Annotated in this window: 11 protein-coding genes; 8 read left to right on the plus strand and 3 right to left on the minus strand. The window is 62.1% G+C overall.

Going from position 1 to position 13,945, the window contains the following annotated elements; translation table 11 throughout:
* The first annotated feature begins 208 nt into the window (after positions 1-208).
* From AAW51_RS20500 to AAW51_RS20520, 5 genes are all read left to right on the plus strand, one after another.
* Positions 209-604: a c-type cytochrome gene (locus AAW51_RS20500; protein WP_047196090.1), complete on the plus strand. Its 396-nt coding sequence runs from the start codon at positions 209-211 to the stop codon at positions 602-604.
* 22 nt (positions 605-626) lie between these two features.
* Entirely contained in the window at positions 627-1,658 is a 1,032-nt protein-coding gene (locus AAW51_RS20505; protein WP_047196091.1) for an FAD:protein FMN transferase, read from the plus strand.
* 947 nt (positions 1,659-2,605) lie between these two features.
* The gene (locus tag AAW51_RS20510; protein ID WP_083438457.1) at positions 2,606-4,024 is read left to right on the plus strand and encodes an aminotransferase class I/II-fold pyridoxal phosphate-dependent enzyme; all 1,419 of its coding nucleotides are present in this window, start codon (positions 2,606-2,608) and stop codon (positions 4,022-4,024) included.
* 20 nt (positions 4,025-4,044) lie between these two features.
* On the plus strand, positions 4,045-5,535 hold the full coding sequence (locus tag AAW51_RS20515; RefSeq protein ID WP_053013807.1) for an AMP-binding protein: 1,491 nt from the start codon (positions 4,045-4,047) through the stop codon (positions 5,533-5,535).
* A gap of 40 nt (positions 5,536-5,575) precedes the next feature.
* Positions 5,576-6,550: a DMT family transporter gene (locus tag AAW51_RS20520; RefSeq protein WP_047196092.1), complete on the plus strand. Its 975-nt coding sequence runs from the start codon at positions 5,576-5,578 to the stop codon at positions 6,548-6,550.
* Here AAW51_RS20520 and AAW51_RS20525 read toward each other — a convergent pair.
* Positions 6,514-7,449, minus strand: a complete 936-nt coding sequence (locus AAW51_RS20525) for a LysR family transcriptional regulator (RefSeq protein WP_053013809.1) — start codon at positions 7,447-7,449, stop codon at positions 6,514-6,516. The two genes, AAW51_RS20520 and AAW51_RS20525, sit on opposite strands and share 37 nt — an antisense overlap.
* 69 nt (positions 7,450-7,518) lie before the next feature.
* On the opposite strand from AAW51_RS20525, the gene AAW51_RS20530 reads away from it, so the two are divergent.
* Together AAW51_RS20530 and AAW51_RS20540 are read left to right on the plus strand one after the other, a co-directional pair.
* The gene (locus AAW51_RS20530) at positions 7,519-7,959 is read left to right on the plus strand and encodes a hypothetical protein (protein WP_047196093.1); all 441 of its coding nucleotides are present in this window, start codon (positions 7,519-7,521) and stop codon (positions 7,957-7,959) included.
* Positions 7,960-8,610: 651 nt separating this feature from the next.
* The gene (locus AAW51_RS20540; protein ID WP_047196095.1) at positions 8,611-9,576 is read left to right on the plus strand and encodes an AraC family transcriptional regulator; all 966 of its coding nucleotides are present in this window, start codon (positions 8,611-8,613) and stop codon (positions 9,574-9,576) included.
* Positions 9,577-9,700: 124 nt separating this feature from the next.
* Here the strand turns inward: AAW51_RS20540 and AAW51_RS20545 are convergent, their stop codons facing one another.
* A complete protein-coding gene (locus AAW51_RS20545; protein ID WP_047196096.1) occupies positions 9,701-10,270 on the minus strand; it encodes a 2OG-Fe(II) oxygenase in 570 nt (189 codons plus the stop codon).
* A gap of 184 nt (positions 10,271-10,454) precedes the next feature.
* On the minus strand, positions 10,455-10,832 hold the full coding sequence (locus AAW51_RS20550) for a hypothetical protein (RefSeq protein ID WP_047196097.1): 378 nt from the start codon (positions 10,830-10,832) through the stop codon (positions 10,455-10,457).
* Positions 10,833-11,992: 1,160 nt separating this feature from the next.
* Between AAW51_RS20550 and AAW51_RS31170 the strand changes: the two genes are divergently transcribed.
* Complete coding sequence (locus AAW51_RS31170; RefSeq protein WP_047196098.1) at positions 11,993-13,930, plus strand: glycosyl hydrolase; 1,938 nt, start codon at positions 11,993-11,995, stop codon at positions 13,928-13,930.
* Positions 13,931-13,945 lie beyond the last annotated feature (15 nt).

The raw sequence follows: 13,945 nt of genomic DNA on the forward strand, positions 1-13,945 counted from the left end.
CAGGGATGGTCCGGCGACCTGAAATGGCGGGCTCCGGTACTGCTTGGATATGCATCCGGACTGAATACTCCGCAATCTCGCCGGCGTGCCTCTTGAGGTGGGTCAACGTTTTCCGAAGCTCGCAGACTTGCAACAGGCTTTGACGTGCGTCAGGTCACGGCCGCCGCGATCCCTCTAGGCTTCGTCCAACTTCTTCCTGGAATTGATCATGAGTAAACGACTGCTGATTTCCGTCTTGGCCATCGCGGCCCTGGCCGCCTGCGGCAAGAAGGAGGCGGAAGCGCCCACTGCCCCGCCGGCTCCCGCCACCACCCCTGCCCCTGCCCCGGCCGCTCCCGCGGCAGCTGAGAACGTGGTGGGCAAGAAGGTGTACGGCAACGTCTGTGCGATGTGCCACGCAGCCGGCGTTGCCGGTGCACCCAAGCCCGGCGACCAGGCCGACTGGACCGCCCGCTCGGCACAAGGCAAGGACGTGCTGTACAAGCACGCCATCGATGGTTTCACCGGCGCGAAGGGCATGATGCCCGCGCGAGGCGGCAACGCGTCGCTGACCGACGACGAGGTCAAGGCCGCCGTCGACTACATGATCGCCTTCACGCGCTGAACCTCGCAAGGACGCGGCTCTCATGGACACGCGATCTCACCTCCCGGTGAACCGGCGCCGCCGCAGCTTGATGGCCGCCCTGCCGCTGCTGGTCTGCGGACTCGGGCTCGGCGATGCCCGAGCCGAGCGCTCCGTGCTGCGAGACTCGCGCCTGCTGATGGGCACCCGAGTGGACATCAGCGTGGCGGCCGCGAACCCCGCACTGGCGCGTCGTGCCATCAACCTGGCTTGGACGGAAATGGGGCGCCTGGTGGACATGATGAGCCACTTCAGCGCCACCAGCGTCGTCGCCGCGATCAACCTGGCCGCCGGCGTGCAGGCGGTGCAGGTGCCGGCCGAGTTAATGCGCGTGCTGAAGATGGCTCAACAGGAGTCCGTACGCAGCCGTGGTGCGTTCGATATCACGGTGGGTTCGATCCGCGGCTGGTCCTTTGATCCGCATCAACCCGGGATGCCCTCCGGCGAGGCCGTCGCCCGGCAGTTGCCGCTGGTCGACTTCCGCCGTGTGGTGCTCGACGAACAGGCCGGGACTGCGTTCTTGACCCAGCGCGGCATGCGCATCGACCTGGGCGGCATCGCCAAGCTGCCGATCCTCGAAGCCGGCATCGAGACGCTGAAACGCAACGGGATTGCCAGCGCGATGATCAACGGCGGTGGCGACGTGGCCGTCGGCGGCCCGCTCGAGGAGCGTCCTTGGCGCATCGGCGTGCGCGACCCGCGCGCCCCGCAGCGCCTGCTGGGCGTGCTGCCGGTCACCGAGGGGTTTGTGGTCTCCTCCGGCGACTACGAGCGCTTTTTCATGCGCCATGGCCAGCGACTGCACCACATCCTCAACCCCGGCACCGGGCGTCCCACGGAGGGGCTGCGCGGCGTGACGCTGGTGGCCCGCGACCTGGAGTCGGTCAACGGCGTGGGGGCCAGCTTGATGGTGGCCGGCGCAGCCGCCGCAAGGCAACGTGTGCGCCGTGAGGCGGGGCTCGAGGGACTGTGGGTGAAGGCCGATGGAACGCTCTCGATGTCGCCCGGGCTGGCCCACCGTTGGGTCGGGGCCTGACCTGCCCCTGCCCCAGCTCTCCGGACGTTCGTTCACGAAGACGACCGGCATGACGGATGGGCCAAGCGGCCCGGAAGATGTCCGGTCACCGGGCGAGTTGACGTGGTAGACGTCGTGGTGATGCGGCCGAGAGCGGACCCGCGGATGCCGACAACGTCCTCGACTTTTCCCATGCTGCTGACACGCTGGCACCGCACGACGCGCTGGACGCCTCCCTGAGCGACCACCTGGAAGGTGGCGTGTTGGCGATGTTCGGCTGTTGGGGCAGCTGACGGTGAACCCGGCGCACCCAGTGAAGACGTTGGACTTCGTCTACGGCGCTTGAGCTCCACTCCGTGCGCGACGCTCCCCGAGGCTGGGGCCCACATCGGCGCCCTCGGCCGATTCGAGTGCAACAGCGCATGGTCAGTGGATCGGCAGGTGCCGCGTGACGGCCACTGAGCGACCGAACGTCGCGCGACTGCTTGTTTTGGCGTGCAAGCGGCACCAGCACCTCTGCTCGTTGTCGGCAGCCGGTGCAGCCAACGCCTTATGCCAGTCCTCCAACCCATCCCCGCTGTCGACCCGCTTGCGTTGCTCGTGCTCTTGCGCCCCGTGACGGACTTGGCGCCACAGAAATCGCCGAAGCCGCGGTCGCCCGGGCCACATGCTCTTCTTGCGCCAAGTGTGCCTCGCCCGCGGCCCCCACCGCCACCCCGGCAGGCCCAGCGTCTCTTCTCTCGTGCTCTTCTCCCCGACAGCGCAGGCGTCGCTCTTGACAGCGTTGCCACGGCATCGACGGCTCGGACAGCGGCCGCCTGGATCGCCGGCGTCGATCCGATCGCCATCGCCGGCCTGCATCACGAAATCTTTTAGCGATGATTCAAATTAACGAATGGCTTGCCTGAGGCTTCGTCCTTAGAGTCAACGTCATAAATCAATCAACCGGCTACTGGAGAGGGAAACACATGGCCCAGGATATATCGCTCGGAGAGGATGATAAATGGCTTGCCCCTATCGCCGACAGCTTACGAGCGCTTGCTAAAGATGTTCGATTCAACTTCCATGCCTTGCCCATATCGCAAGGCGCCTCCCTACACGGTACTCTCTGCAAAGAGAAATACCGAAAAATATTCAGCGAAGATGTTCTGAAATTTGAAACCACAGTGACTGGAAAGCACTTCGACACCTTCTTTTTCGCCGAAAGTTGCATTCAAAAGTCCGAAAAAATGGCGGCCGAGTTGTTTGGCGCCAATGGGACGCTGTTTATCACAGCTGGGACAACAGCAGCAAATCAGATTGCGCTGAATGCATTGTACAAAAACGGTCACAAAGTACTGCTCGATAGAAACTGCCACCAGTCTCTCCATTTCAGCCTCAACATGCTGCGCGCAGAGGTGTCCTATCTGACGCCGAACTGGTCATGCCATGCGACCGGCATGCGAGCGTGGGACGTTGACGCTTTGCTCGCCAACTGTCTTGCTGCACAGGAGTCCGGCGCTGGGTTCGATCTCATCATTCTGAATGCTCACTCATATGATGGCTTGGTGCACAGCATCCCCCGAGTTCTTGCACACCTGCTGAACAACGGAGTGAAAACCAGGAATTTTCTGATCGACGAAGCTTGGGGGGCCGCCAATTATTTTTGCGACATCCTCTCGGAGCATGCAGCCCTCAACATCGAAGAGCTTCAAGAATCGCATCCCGACCTCAATATCGTCGTCACCCATTCCTCGCACAAATCGCTCAGCTGTTTGCGGCAAGCTTCGATGGTTCATTACCGCGGCGACGGCAGCGTTCTAGAGAAACTTCGTATCTCACGTTTCCGCCTTCACACCACATCTCCGAGTTATCCGATCCTGGCCTCATTGGACCTGGCGCGCGCTCAGATGCAAGCCGAGGGATGGGAGCTCAGAAAAGAAGCACGACATCTTGCCGAGAGCTTCAAGCACGAAATCATCACCAACCCTCAATTCCAGTCGCTTTCGATTGACCTGCCGATGGTTCCGCGTTCGGCAGCATCCCATGTGATTCACGACCCGACGAAGATTCCACTCAACACCGAGCGACTCGCCATTTCGACGGAAGAGATCAAAGACTATCTTTTCCTACACCACGGGATATATGTAAACCGAATCACAGAAAAATCCATGCTGCTCAATTTTCATATCGGGATCACAAAAGAAGCGACAGTTGCCCTACTGGCGGCCCTATCCGATCTTTTGCACCAGGAAGGCATGTCCGCCCAAGCAGTCACGTCGACTGACTACATCATTCCCTACCCTCCCGGTGTGCCGCTGATTGTGCCGGGAGATCAGATAACAGCTGAAACGCACCGAGAAATCGACAACATCAGAAAACGTGGCATTTTGGTTTTCAACGCCTGACGCAACCCAAGGAGAACCATATGATTGCTTTGAAAGGAATTGCCGCGATAGCGAGGGAAACGCCCGAAGAACCGGCGATTGTGGATGGCCCGGTGGTGATGAGCTGGCGCCAGCTTGAAGGCTGTACGCGAAAGAAGATCGCCTTTCTTCTAGCGCATTACGGGAAAGATTTGCCTAAGCAAGCGCTGTACATCTCGAAGAATCGAGTCGAATTGGTGCCATGGTTGTCGGCATTCGCCACTCTGGGCGTACCGATTTCGGGGCTGGACTACACCTTATCACTGCAGTCCTTGAGCAGCCTTATCGAGAAGACGGGCGCTACCCTGCTTCTGATGTCCTCCACGCTCTGGGATCACCGTGCCGCTCTCGATCGCCTCGCACCAGAAAGCGTCTTGAAGATCGATCTTGACTCGGTAACCCAGTCGTTCTTCGAAGAATACTCTTATAGCGCACAACCGGAAAGCGCGTTGTCGCCCGAGCAAGGTTATGCCCTGCAAAGTTATCGCGCCCTAGGCTTCACGTCTGGCACAACGGGCCTCCCGAAAGCCGTGCTCCGCACCAAGTCATTCGACCCGCGGCGTTTTGCGTACTTTACCGCGACTTATGGGTTCAACCGCCGGGATCGCTATCTTCTGTGTATGCCGCTCTACCACGCAGCGGGAAATGGGTGGGCCCGACTTTTCTTGTCGCTCGGAGCCACCATCTTCATTGCGGATCTCGACTGCCCCGGGATATTGGTGGAGGCAATGGTGCGGCACGAGATCACCACCACGACCCTGACACCGGTAATGCTCTCGCGCCTGCTGGACCACATAGAGACCGCAGTCCTCGGGCAACCTGCTGCTTTGCGGTGGGTCCTGGTGGGCGGCAAACACTTTCCTGTTCCGCTGAAGTCGCGCGCGCTGTCGGTCCTGGGCAGCTGCGTACACGAGTATTACGGCACCACCGAAACCGGCGTGAACACTATCGCGGACCCGCGCGACATCGAACTCTGTCCCGGGAGTGTCGGTCGCGCATACGACGGGAACAAGATCATCATCATTGATGCGGATGGAAAGATCGTTCCGAATGGCGTCCCTGGCGCCGTGGCGATTCACAGCTATATGAGCATGGACCGCTATCTAGATGGGGACATGCAGCGGAGAACGATAGACGGCCTGGAGTATCTAGTGACCCCGGAGCTTGGCTACCTCGACGACGACGGCCGGCTTTTTCTACTCAACCGTACCGCAGACACTCGCCAGACGGCCCACCTTTATCGATTGGAAGATTCGATTCGAGCCCTACCTTGCGTCGCCGATGTGGCCATCGTCTCTGGAGAGGGGGCACCGCATTGTGCGCTCTCTCTCATCAAAGGACGCCTATCCACCGACCAAGCGGTGCTGGCCCGTGTTCAGCGCCTAGCCGAAGCCGAAGACGTGCGCTTCGAGCGCATGGCAATTCTGCCGTCTATTCCCTACAGCCCGAGCGGCAAGGTGCGCGTCCAAGACTTGGAGGCGTTACTCGCCTGAGTAGTGTCAGCACCCTGCAAACCGTTGAAGAGAGATTAATATGAAACCGACTTATCTGAAAGGCGTCCTCGCCTGTCTTATTGCCACAGTCTCATGGGGAGCAATGTTCCCAGTGATGACGTCAGCGTTGACCAAACTCGACCCGTTCAATTTCACCGCCCTGCGATACACCTTGGCGGGACTCGGCTTCATCATCCTCCTGCTGTTGATGGAGGGCTCAAAATCTTTGAGCTTGAAGGGCGAGCGCACCATTCTGGTGTGGTTCCTCGGGACATGCGGCTTTGCAGGGTTTGGTTTCCTTGTTTTTTATGGGCAGGAGCTGGCCGGCCCGAGCGGCGCACTCACGGCTTCTATCACGATGGCAACGATGCCCATGCTTGGAATGCTCGTCAACTGGATCGTCCGTCGCACACGTCCGCCCCTTCCCACGCTATTGCTCATCCTGCTGTCTTTCGCAGGCGTTTCCCTCGTCATAACGGAAGGAAATTTTTCCGACCTCGTCATGACCCCGGAAGCCTTTGTCCCCAATATCCCCATCCTGGCCGGCGCCCTGTGCTGGGTTATTTATACGGTGGGTGGCAGCTTCTTTCCGACATGGTCGGCCTATCGGTATACGGCGCTCACGACGGTGATGGGGCTCACAACGGTTTACGCAGTCGTAGCGGTGCTCACCGTGCTCGGAAAGATTCATATCCCATCCGTTGCCCAGGTCTTCAGCGTCGGCCCCCATTTGCTCTACATGGCGCTCGTGGCCGGACTGGTGGCGGTACTTTGCTGGAACGTTGGGAACAAGATTCTCACGCCACTTAACGGGGTTCTCTTTATGGACGTTGTCCCCATCACTGCCTTCACCTTGTCGGCATTGACCGGTGTTCAACCAGGCTCTATGCAAGTCGCTGGCGCCTGTATCACCGCCTTCGCCTTGATAGCGAACAACATCTATCAGCGCATGCAGGCGGCAGGCGCTTCCCGCAAAAATCAGATGGTGGGGCTGACCGCTAAACGAGCCGCATGAGAGCGGCGCCCGGCTTGATTTCCATGCCATAGGTCTGAGATCACGGAGAGGACAGCCCTGAGCATCGGGCTGTCCCGCTCAGACTTGAGATATACAAGGTTGAGATGGCTCACTTCCACACCCGGGCCCCAGATGACCAACTTCCCCGCAGTCTCCGCAGCAATGGCAAGGTCCTCGCGAAGAAGAGTCAATCCGACGCCGGTGTGCACAAGGTCAACCAAAGTATTTTCTTGGTCCGCTTCGATAACAGTCCGCGGAGCGACGCCGTTTCTCGCGAACATGTCCGAAGCGATCTGACGAAACGAGCATTTCGCCGGTGTCGTGATCCAAGGGTAGGTGGCAACGTCCTTCCAGGTGGCTTTTTGAATATCGTGCTGAAGTTGCATCGGGCCAACGACGCGCAACGTAATCGGAGCAACGGGAATGAATTCCAAATCAGGATGTGGTACTTCGCCGATGATGTACCCGGCGTTGATGGCCCTCTCCAGCACCCTGTCAACGATAAAACCCGAAATGCTGTGCGAAAGCGCAAGCCTGAGCTCTGGATACCGCTCCAAGATCAACGTCAAGAATTGACTCAACCTCAGCACTGAGGGTTCCGATATCGTCCCCAGCTTGAATTCACCTCGTACACCGTTGCCGTTGAAGGATTTAGCAGTGCGCTTTACGTTTTCCGCTGCCGAAAGTGCTTTGCTGGCCTCTTCTATTATGACCTTCCCCTCTTCCGTCAGGACCATGCCGCGCGGCGTTCTATCGAACAGTCGCAAATCGAGCTCTTCCTCGAGGCTCTTCAATTGGGCACTGACGGCAGGTTGGCTAAGGCACAGTTTGTCTGCAGCGAGAGTCAAGCTTCGCTCTTGCGCTATCACGACAAAAGTCCGGAGGTGCTGAAAATTCATCGCTAACACTCTTTAACGATCATTTTTTGCAGGATCAAGTTTTTCCCACTTAACCACTGAGGGAGTTCTATGACTACGGAAATCACCAGCCATCAGAAGTATTTCAATGCATTCATGGGACGCTGGGAAGGCCTGAGCAAGACATTCGACGAGAACGGCGCTCTTCTGGAATCGACTGCGGTGCACATGGACATTGCGTGGCTAGATTCAGAGACATTTGAGCAAGTCGAACACATCGAACGCCTGTATCAGGTGGGCGAGGTGACGCTCAAATCGAGGATCCGCGTCTCAGAGAAGATCGCACGGGCGAAGACCGACCATCTCGATTTGCAGGCGACGGCGCTATCCGCTGGAGTATTCTTTTTCCGCGTAGAGAGTGGAGTTTCAAAAACAACCCTTCATAACACTCACGTCTTTCTAGACCACAATACCAGGCGCGTGGTCACGCACAAAATCAAGGATGGGAAGACATTCGTCTTTCAGGTGCAAGACTTCAACCGGATCGACTGACTGACGCCGTTGCACCCCCGCTGCTAGCATGGCGCCTCGCGAGAGGCGGCTCGTCCTCCGATGGACTGCCTCCCCGCATGCCGCAAGTGAGAATGCGGCGCCCTCCGTGATTCGCAAACGTGAAGCCTTGCCCGTCCTGGGCTTGAGGAGTTGGGCTCTCGCGTGGTTCCGCCTGGACGGTGCCGGCATTTTTCTCCTCATGTTTATGAATTCGTAAGCGCACGTAGCGCCTTGCCCAGAGTACTCAAGCACGCCGGCACCGGCCAGCTGTAAGACCTACCAGAAGCGTGCGGTGCCGCCTGAGACGGCTGAGACCTCCCATCCGAGCCACTCCATCAAATCGAGGAGCGATGCATGAGGGGCGAACACGACCGCGTCGATCCACCCGACGCGGTGCGCCACCACCTGTTGCCTCACGTGCCGCGAGCTTGCCTGCAGAGCGTTCCCGCCGCAGGCCACGAGCTCCTGACGCGGTCGCGCGTGCGCTGGGTGAGATCGCCGCAGCCTCCGAGGCCTTGTTGCCCTCGAATCGCAAGCCGGGTGCGCCGGCGGCGTAGCGACCCACCGGGCAGGAAGGGCGCCGTGGCGGGGTTCGCCGTCGAGCACGGCCGGACACGCGCACACGGCGGCGTCCCTGCAGAATCCGCCCGCATGGCCCCCGTCCTCCGTCACCTCCGTGTCCCGCCCTTGCCGCGTATCGAGCGTAACGGCGAGCTGATCGCCCGGGCGCTCGTGCACATCGAGACCCACCTCGACGAGCTGCTCGACGCCAGCACGCTGGCCGATCACGCCGCGATGTCGCGCCACCACTTCCACCGCATGTTCCGGGCGTACGTCGGCTGCAGCGTTGCCGCGTATGTCACCTGGCGTCGCCTGCAGCGCGCTTGCGCGCTGCTCGCCAGCGGCCGCGAGCCCGTGCTCGACATCGCGCTGGCGGTCGGCTACGAGTCGGCGCAGGCGCTCGCGAAGGCCTTGCGCCGTGAACTGGGCACCACCGCGACCGCGGTGCGCAACGGCGACGCGGGGCCGTGGTCCGACCTGTTGTCCCCGGGGCGCTGGCCCCGCTTCCAACCACACCGCCAAGGAGATCCGATCATGCAGCCCACCCGCCACGCAACCTTGCCCGAGGGCATCGTCGCCCTCACCGCCACCGCGCGAGGTATGGTCGACCACCAGATGACCCGCTCGGCCCAGCAGGCCTTCGGCGAGCTCTATCCCGCGGTGGCCGCGCGGGGGCTGCTGCCACAGGTGTCCAGCATCATCAGCATCGTCCCGGACGAACCCAAGGGGCCGGACGATCCGCACTGCCGCTATGTGGGCGGTTTCGTGTTCGGCCATTCGATGCTCGACGGCACCGGCACCTGCCGGCAGCCCGAGCTGCCGCTCACCGGCACGCTGGCGTGGCAGCCCCTGCAGCCCGGCCGCTATGCCGTCTTCACCCACCGTGGCCCCTACAGCGGCCTGCAGCACACCTGGGCCGCGATCTACCGCGACTGGCTGCCGGCGTCGGGCGAGCAACTGCGCGACGCGCCGCCGCTGGAACTGTGCATCAACACGCCGCAGACCGCCGCCCCGGAAGACCTGCACACCGAGATCTGGATTCCGGTGGAGGCGTGAACGGCGGAGGCGGCCCGCGCCGCCGCCCTGGTCCATGCACTGAGCGTCAAGCGGCAGGGTAGCGGTCAACGGTGCGACGGCAACCGGTACGCACGCCGCACGCCCTCCGCTTCTCACCCTACCTTCAAGCGCACCGTTGGCCAGGCGCCGCCTGGCTTGCGTACATCACGTCAGACCGGAGCACGTACTTCACTCCCCTCGCCATCTTCGCCCCCTGATGCCGGAGGCGATGGGGAAAGACCAGCGCCCTTCCCTGCACCGGACGGACCGAGTCCCACCCAAAATCGGTACTGCCGCCCTCGAAATCGGCGTTCAGGTAGATCATGAACGTCAGCAAACTCTCTTCTTCCGGACTGATCCGCACGGTCCCGTCCTGGTGCCATGTGAACTTCTGCTCCGGGCCGTAGCGGTAGTAGCGCCAGCGCGGGTTCAGTCCTGACAACCGCCAACCGTCCAGCTCTGCCGGCAAGCACGGCTTGGCCCGCTCATACACCTTTAGGGCGAGCTCGTTGTCGTCAAAGATGATGCGATCGTTGTTGCGCGCTTCCTTGTACAGCCGATCTCCGTCGTCGGTTTGTATGGCGGCTTCCGAATAGCCCATGGCTTCACTGCGCACGATCAACGCGGTGCATTCTTCTGGTGAAAGGAAGCCATCGATGGTGAGGACGCCTGCACCGAGGCGAGTAACTTGCATGATCTTCTGGATGAGCCGACAAAGAGGACGTGGTTTGCACACGGCACACGCTCGGGCCAAAGGAGGTTGGTCTCGCGCCCCCTCCTCGGCCGGCTAAACGCTACCGCAAGATTGTACGAACCGATCTGCAAGCAGCGAGGCCATCGACGGTCAGCGATCTTCGTCGGAGGTTGAGAGACATCAGTTACCCGAGCCGCGCAACGTACCGCGCATAGCCCGCGCCTTCAGAGTTGACGTAGAGGATGGGCCGTCCCGGCGCCGCGATCTCCAGACACAGGAAGCCGCCGCCCACCGCGCCCCCTTCCTGGATCAGCCACTCGCGTCGCTTGAGGAGATCGCTGGCGAACTCGTCAAACTCGGCGGCGGTCATTTCATGCGTGTCGGTCACGTAGACCCACTGAAGGTCACCGTCCTTGACGTCGTGAAGGGTGCCGGGCTGGCGCGCAAACGGCAGCGGGATACCCAGCTCGGTGACCTCGAAACGTTGGCCGTTGAACATGACGGACCGGTGGGTCCGGGCGATGCTGATCGTCACCGCGTCTTGAGAAATCGTGATGTCCATCGTTGTGTTCATCCTGCGAGTCATCGTGGCAATCCGAGCGGGTGGCGAACCGTCGGGGCGACGAGGAAGTTATGGGGTTGGCTTGGGGAGGTTGATCGTGATGGGCTGCACGAGGGCCGCTGTCTGCGACGGAAGCGCGCTCACGGGGCGTCGCCTTGAGGTGTTCGAGTTCCCTGCTCCCGTGCGGCTTCGGTCAGGAGGAGGTCGAACGCCTTGAACGGGTCGAAGACACGCTCTGCGACCTATCCCACCCTAAGGCGACAGCGTGGGCAGCGGCCGCAGAACACCTCGAGCCATCGGATCGACCAGACCTCTATCGACGAGGACCGGCAGCGCCGCGGGGGGCGCCTATGACGTGAGGAGGAATCCATTCAATGAAGCCGTCTCTGTCGTCCATTGCGTACTCAAGGATCAGGTGGTGTGCATCGCGCAACGGTGTCTGGCTCACGGCAAGTCCTTGAAGGTGAATCAAGCAGGGTCACCTGGGCGGCAGCCCTCGCGTCATGAATCTCTCTACCAGGCCAGGAAGCAACTCTCCCGTCCTCCGGGTCGGCATGCGTTAGATGTCGCGACTTCAAGTCGTCTTCCGGAGGAGGCCAGGGCAACGTGCTCGGTCGCCTTCAGATGGAGGCTCGGAACTTGTTGCATCGCGTGCTCGCCAGCGCCTGCACCTTCATGCCGGTGCCATCGGTCACCTTGTCTCACAAGGAAGGCCTTCACCATGACCGGCGTGTCGCTCGCCGCCGCCCAGCGCCACGTCCGTGCGCAAGTTCCGGGAATTCTTGGCGCCCGCAGGCCGCGCGTCGAGTCCGCGAGGGGCCTGCCAGCCGCCCGCCCCCCGCGCGTCCAAAAAACCCTTACACGGCGGCCCGCCGCAGTGACAGCCCGCACCAAGCTGCGCTGATGTTGCCCAAACCCGATCGCGCCCAAAATTCTTCCTGTCGCAACGAGCATTCGACGCACAGACGCCAGTCTGTCACCGCTCGCTTTGCGGGGTAGAGGCAGTCCTGACATCACGTCGCATCGACACCGCTCGATGCCATTGCCTGAAACGCGTTCCCCCGCTGTTCCCGCCTGCTCTGCCTGTCCGGTCGTTGACCGGCGGGCCGAGCGGCACCTTCGGAAACACCGTCGAAAACGCTGCTCAGGAAATCAAGATCATGTCTGCTCTCAAGCAAGGTTGGCTCCCCGTTCTTACCGCTGTCTGTGCTGCCCTGTTGACCGCCTGCGGCGGTGGTGGTGGTGGTGGTGATGAGGGTGCTGAAAACACCGAACAAAGCGCGACCGCCGATCTGCCGGCGCTCGTGTCCGAGGCCCCCGACACCGGCGTGTCGACCGAGGAGCTGTCGGCCGAGACCCCCGAAGCCGGCGAACGCGCCACCGCGATGGCCGTCTCGAGCAGCGTGCTCAGCCTGCCGGCCCAGGGCGGCAGCTCGGTGCAGAGCACCCGGCTGGTGACGTCCTCGATGAACGACGCCTACTCCTACACCGCCCCCGGCTGGAAGCTGAACCTGTGGGGCTCGCCGGTGGCCACCGCCGACGCCGGCCGCGAAACCCGGGCCGGCTACGTCCGCAGCGGCGCCTCGCAGCGCTTTCGGATGACCAGCAAGACCAATGGCGACGCCCACCTGACCTACCCGTATGCCTTCGCCCGCGGCAAGACCTACCGCTCGACCCTGTGGGTGCGCAGCGACGTGGCCACCAGCGTGACGGTGCAGATGCGCCGCGACGCGCCGCCCTGGGACGCCTTCGGCACCAAGACCGTCCAGGCCAACTCGACCTGGCAAAAGGTCGAGATCACCGGCACCTACCCCGGCACCACCACCGGCACGCTGCGCGTCGCCTCGGGCACCCCCGGCGCGAACCTGTGGATCGACGACGTCACCATCGAACAGCTGGAGTTCAACGACCTGGCCCCGTTCAGCACCGCGCCGATCCCCGACACGCTGTTCGGCATGCACGTGAACAAGCTGGGCCGCCACCAGAACTACCCGCAAGTGGGCCACCACGTGGTGCGGCTGTGGAACACCGGCACCACCTGGCGTGACCTGGAGCCGAGCCGCGGCGTGTGGTCGTGGGCGAGCGGCGGCGGCGGCGGCAAGCGCCTGGACATGTACGTCGACTTCGTCAAGCGCAACGACCCGAACGCGGCCATCCTGTACACGCTGGGCCAGACGCCGGCGTGGGCCTCCAGCACCCCCTCGGAGAAGGGCCTGTACGGCTACGGCGCGGCGGGTGCTCCGGCCAACATGAACGACTGGCGCAACTATGTGCGCGAGGTGGCACGCCGCTACGCGGGCAAGATCAAGTACTTCGAGCTGTGGAACGAGCCGGACTACCAGCCGCACTACAACGGCACGATGCAGCAGATGGTCGAGATGGCGCGTATCGCCCACGAGGAAGTGAAGGCGGTCGACCCGACCAACGTGCTGGTGTCGCCCGGTGTCACGAGCGGCCAGGGCATGGGCTTTTTGAACAACTTCCTGGCCGCCGGCGGCGGTGCCCACGTCGACAACATCGGCTACCACTGGTACTTCAGCACCTCGCCCGAGAAGCTGGCCCCGATGATCGGCAACGTGCGCCAGATGATGAACAACTACGGCGTGGGCAACAAGCCGCTGTGGAACACGGAAGGTGCGCCGGGTTGCGATGCGCTGACCACCACCTGCGCCACCTTCGTGCCGACGCAGCAGCAAGTGCGCTCGTCGACGGCGCGTGCGCTGATGATCATGTGGGCCAAGGGGGTGAGCAACTTCAACTACCACATCTGGGAAAGCGGTGACGCGCTGGCGCGCATGGTGGAAGACGACTTCCGCACGCCGACCGAAGCGTCGACGTCTTACTCGACGATGGTGAGCTGGATGCGCGGGGCCCGACTGCTGGACGCGTATGCGTTGAACGGCCAGGTCTATGTGTTCAAGCTGCAGCGTGGCACCGAGTACCAGTATGTGCTGTGGTCGACGGTGGAAGGCCAGCAGGTGCAACTGCCGGACGCCTGGACGGTGTCGACGGCGGCGACGCTGCAGAACACCTCGTCTGCACTGCCCGCCTCGCGCCGGATCACCCTCGGGCTGGAGCCGGTGATGCTGCGCCGCTGAGCACAGTCGACCCGG

The organism is Caldimonas brevitalea (assembly GCF_001017435.1).
GTDB lineage: Bacteria > Pseudomonadota > Gammaproteobacteria > Burkholderiales > Burkholderiaceae_C > Caldimonas > Caldimonas brevitalea.

Coding starts and splice junctions, on each gene's coding strand:
- AAW51_RS20500 (WP_047196090.1), top strand. CDS start 209: ATGAGTAAACGACTGCTGATTTCCGTCTTGGCCATCGCGGCCCTGGCC.
- AAW51_RS20505 (WP_047196091.1), top strand. CDS start 627: ATGGACACGCGATCTCACCTCCCGGTGAACCGGCGCCGCCGCAGCTTG.
- AAW51_RS20510 (WP_083438457.1), top strand. CDS start 2,606: ATGGCCCAGGATATATCGCTCGGAGAGGATGATAAATGGCTTGCCCCT.
- AAW51_RS20515 (WP_053013807.1), top strand. CDS start 4,045: ATGATTGCTTTGAAAGGAATTGCCGCGATAGCGAGGGAAACGCCCGAA.
- AAW51_RS20520 (WP_047196092.1), top strand. CDS start 5,576: ATGAAACCGACTTATCTGAAAGGCGTCCTCGCCTGTCTTATTGCCACA.
- AAW51_RS20525 (WP_053013809.1), bottom strand. CDS start 7,449: ATGAATTTTCAGCACCTCCGGACTTTTGTCGTGATAGCGCAAGAGCGA.
- AAW51_RS20530 (WP_047196093.1), top strand. CDS start 7,519: ATGACTACGGAAATCACCAGCCATCAGAAGTATTTCAATGCATTCATG.
- AAW51_RS20540 (WP_047196095.1), top strand. CDS start 8,611: ATGGCCCCCGTCCTCCGTCACCTCCGTGTCCCGCCCTTGCCGCGTATC.
- AAW51_RS20545 (WP_047196096.1), bottom strand. CDS start 10,270: ATGCAAGTTACTCGCCTCGGTGCAGGCGTCCTCACCATCGATGGCTTC.
- AAW51_RS20550 (WP_047196097.1), bottom strand. CDS start 10,832: ATGGACATCACGATTTCTCAAGACGCGGTGACGATCAGCATCGCCCGG.
- AAW51_RS31170 (WP_047196098.1), top strand. CDS start 11,993: ATGTCTGCTCTCAAGCAAGGTTGGCTCCCCGTTCTTACCGCTGTCTGT.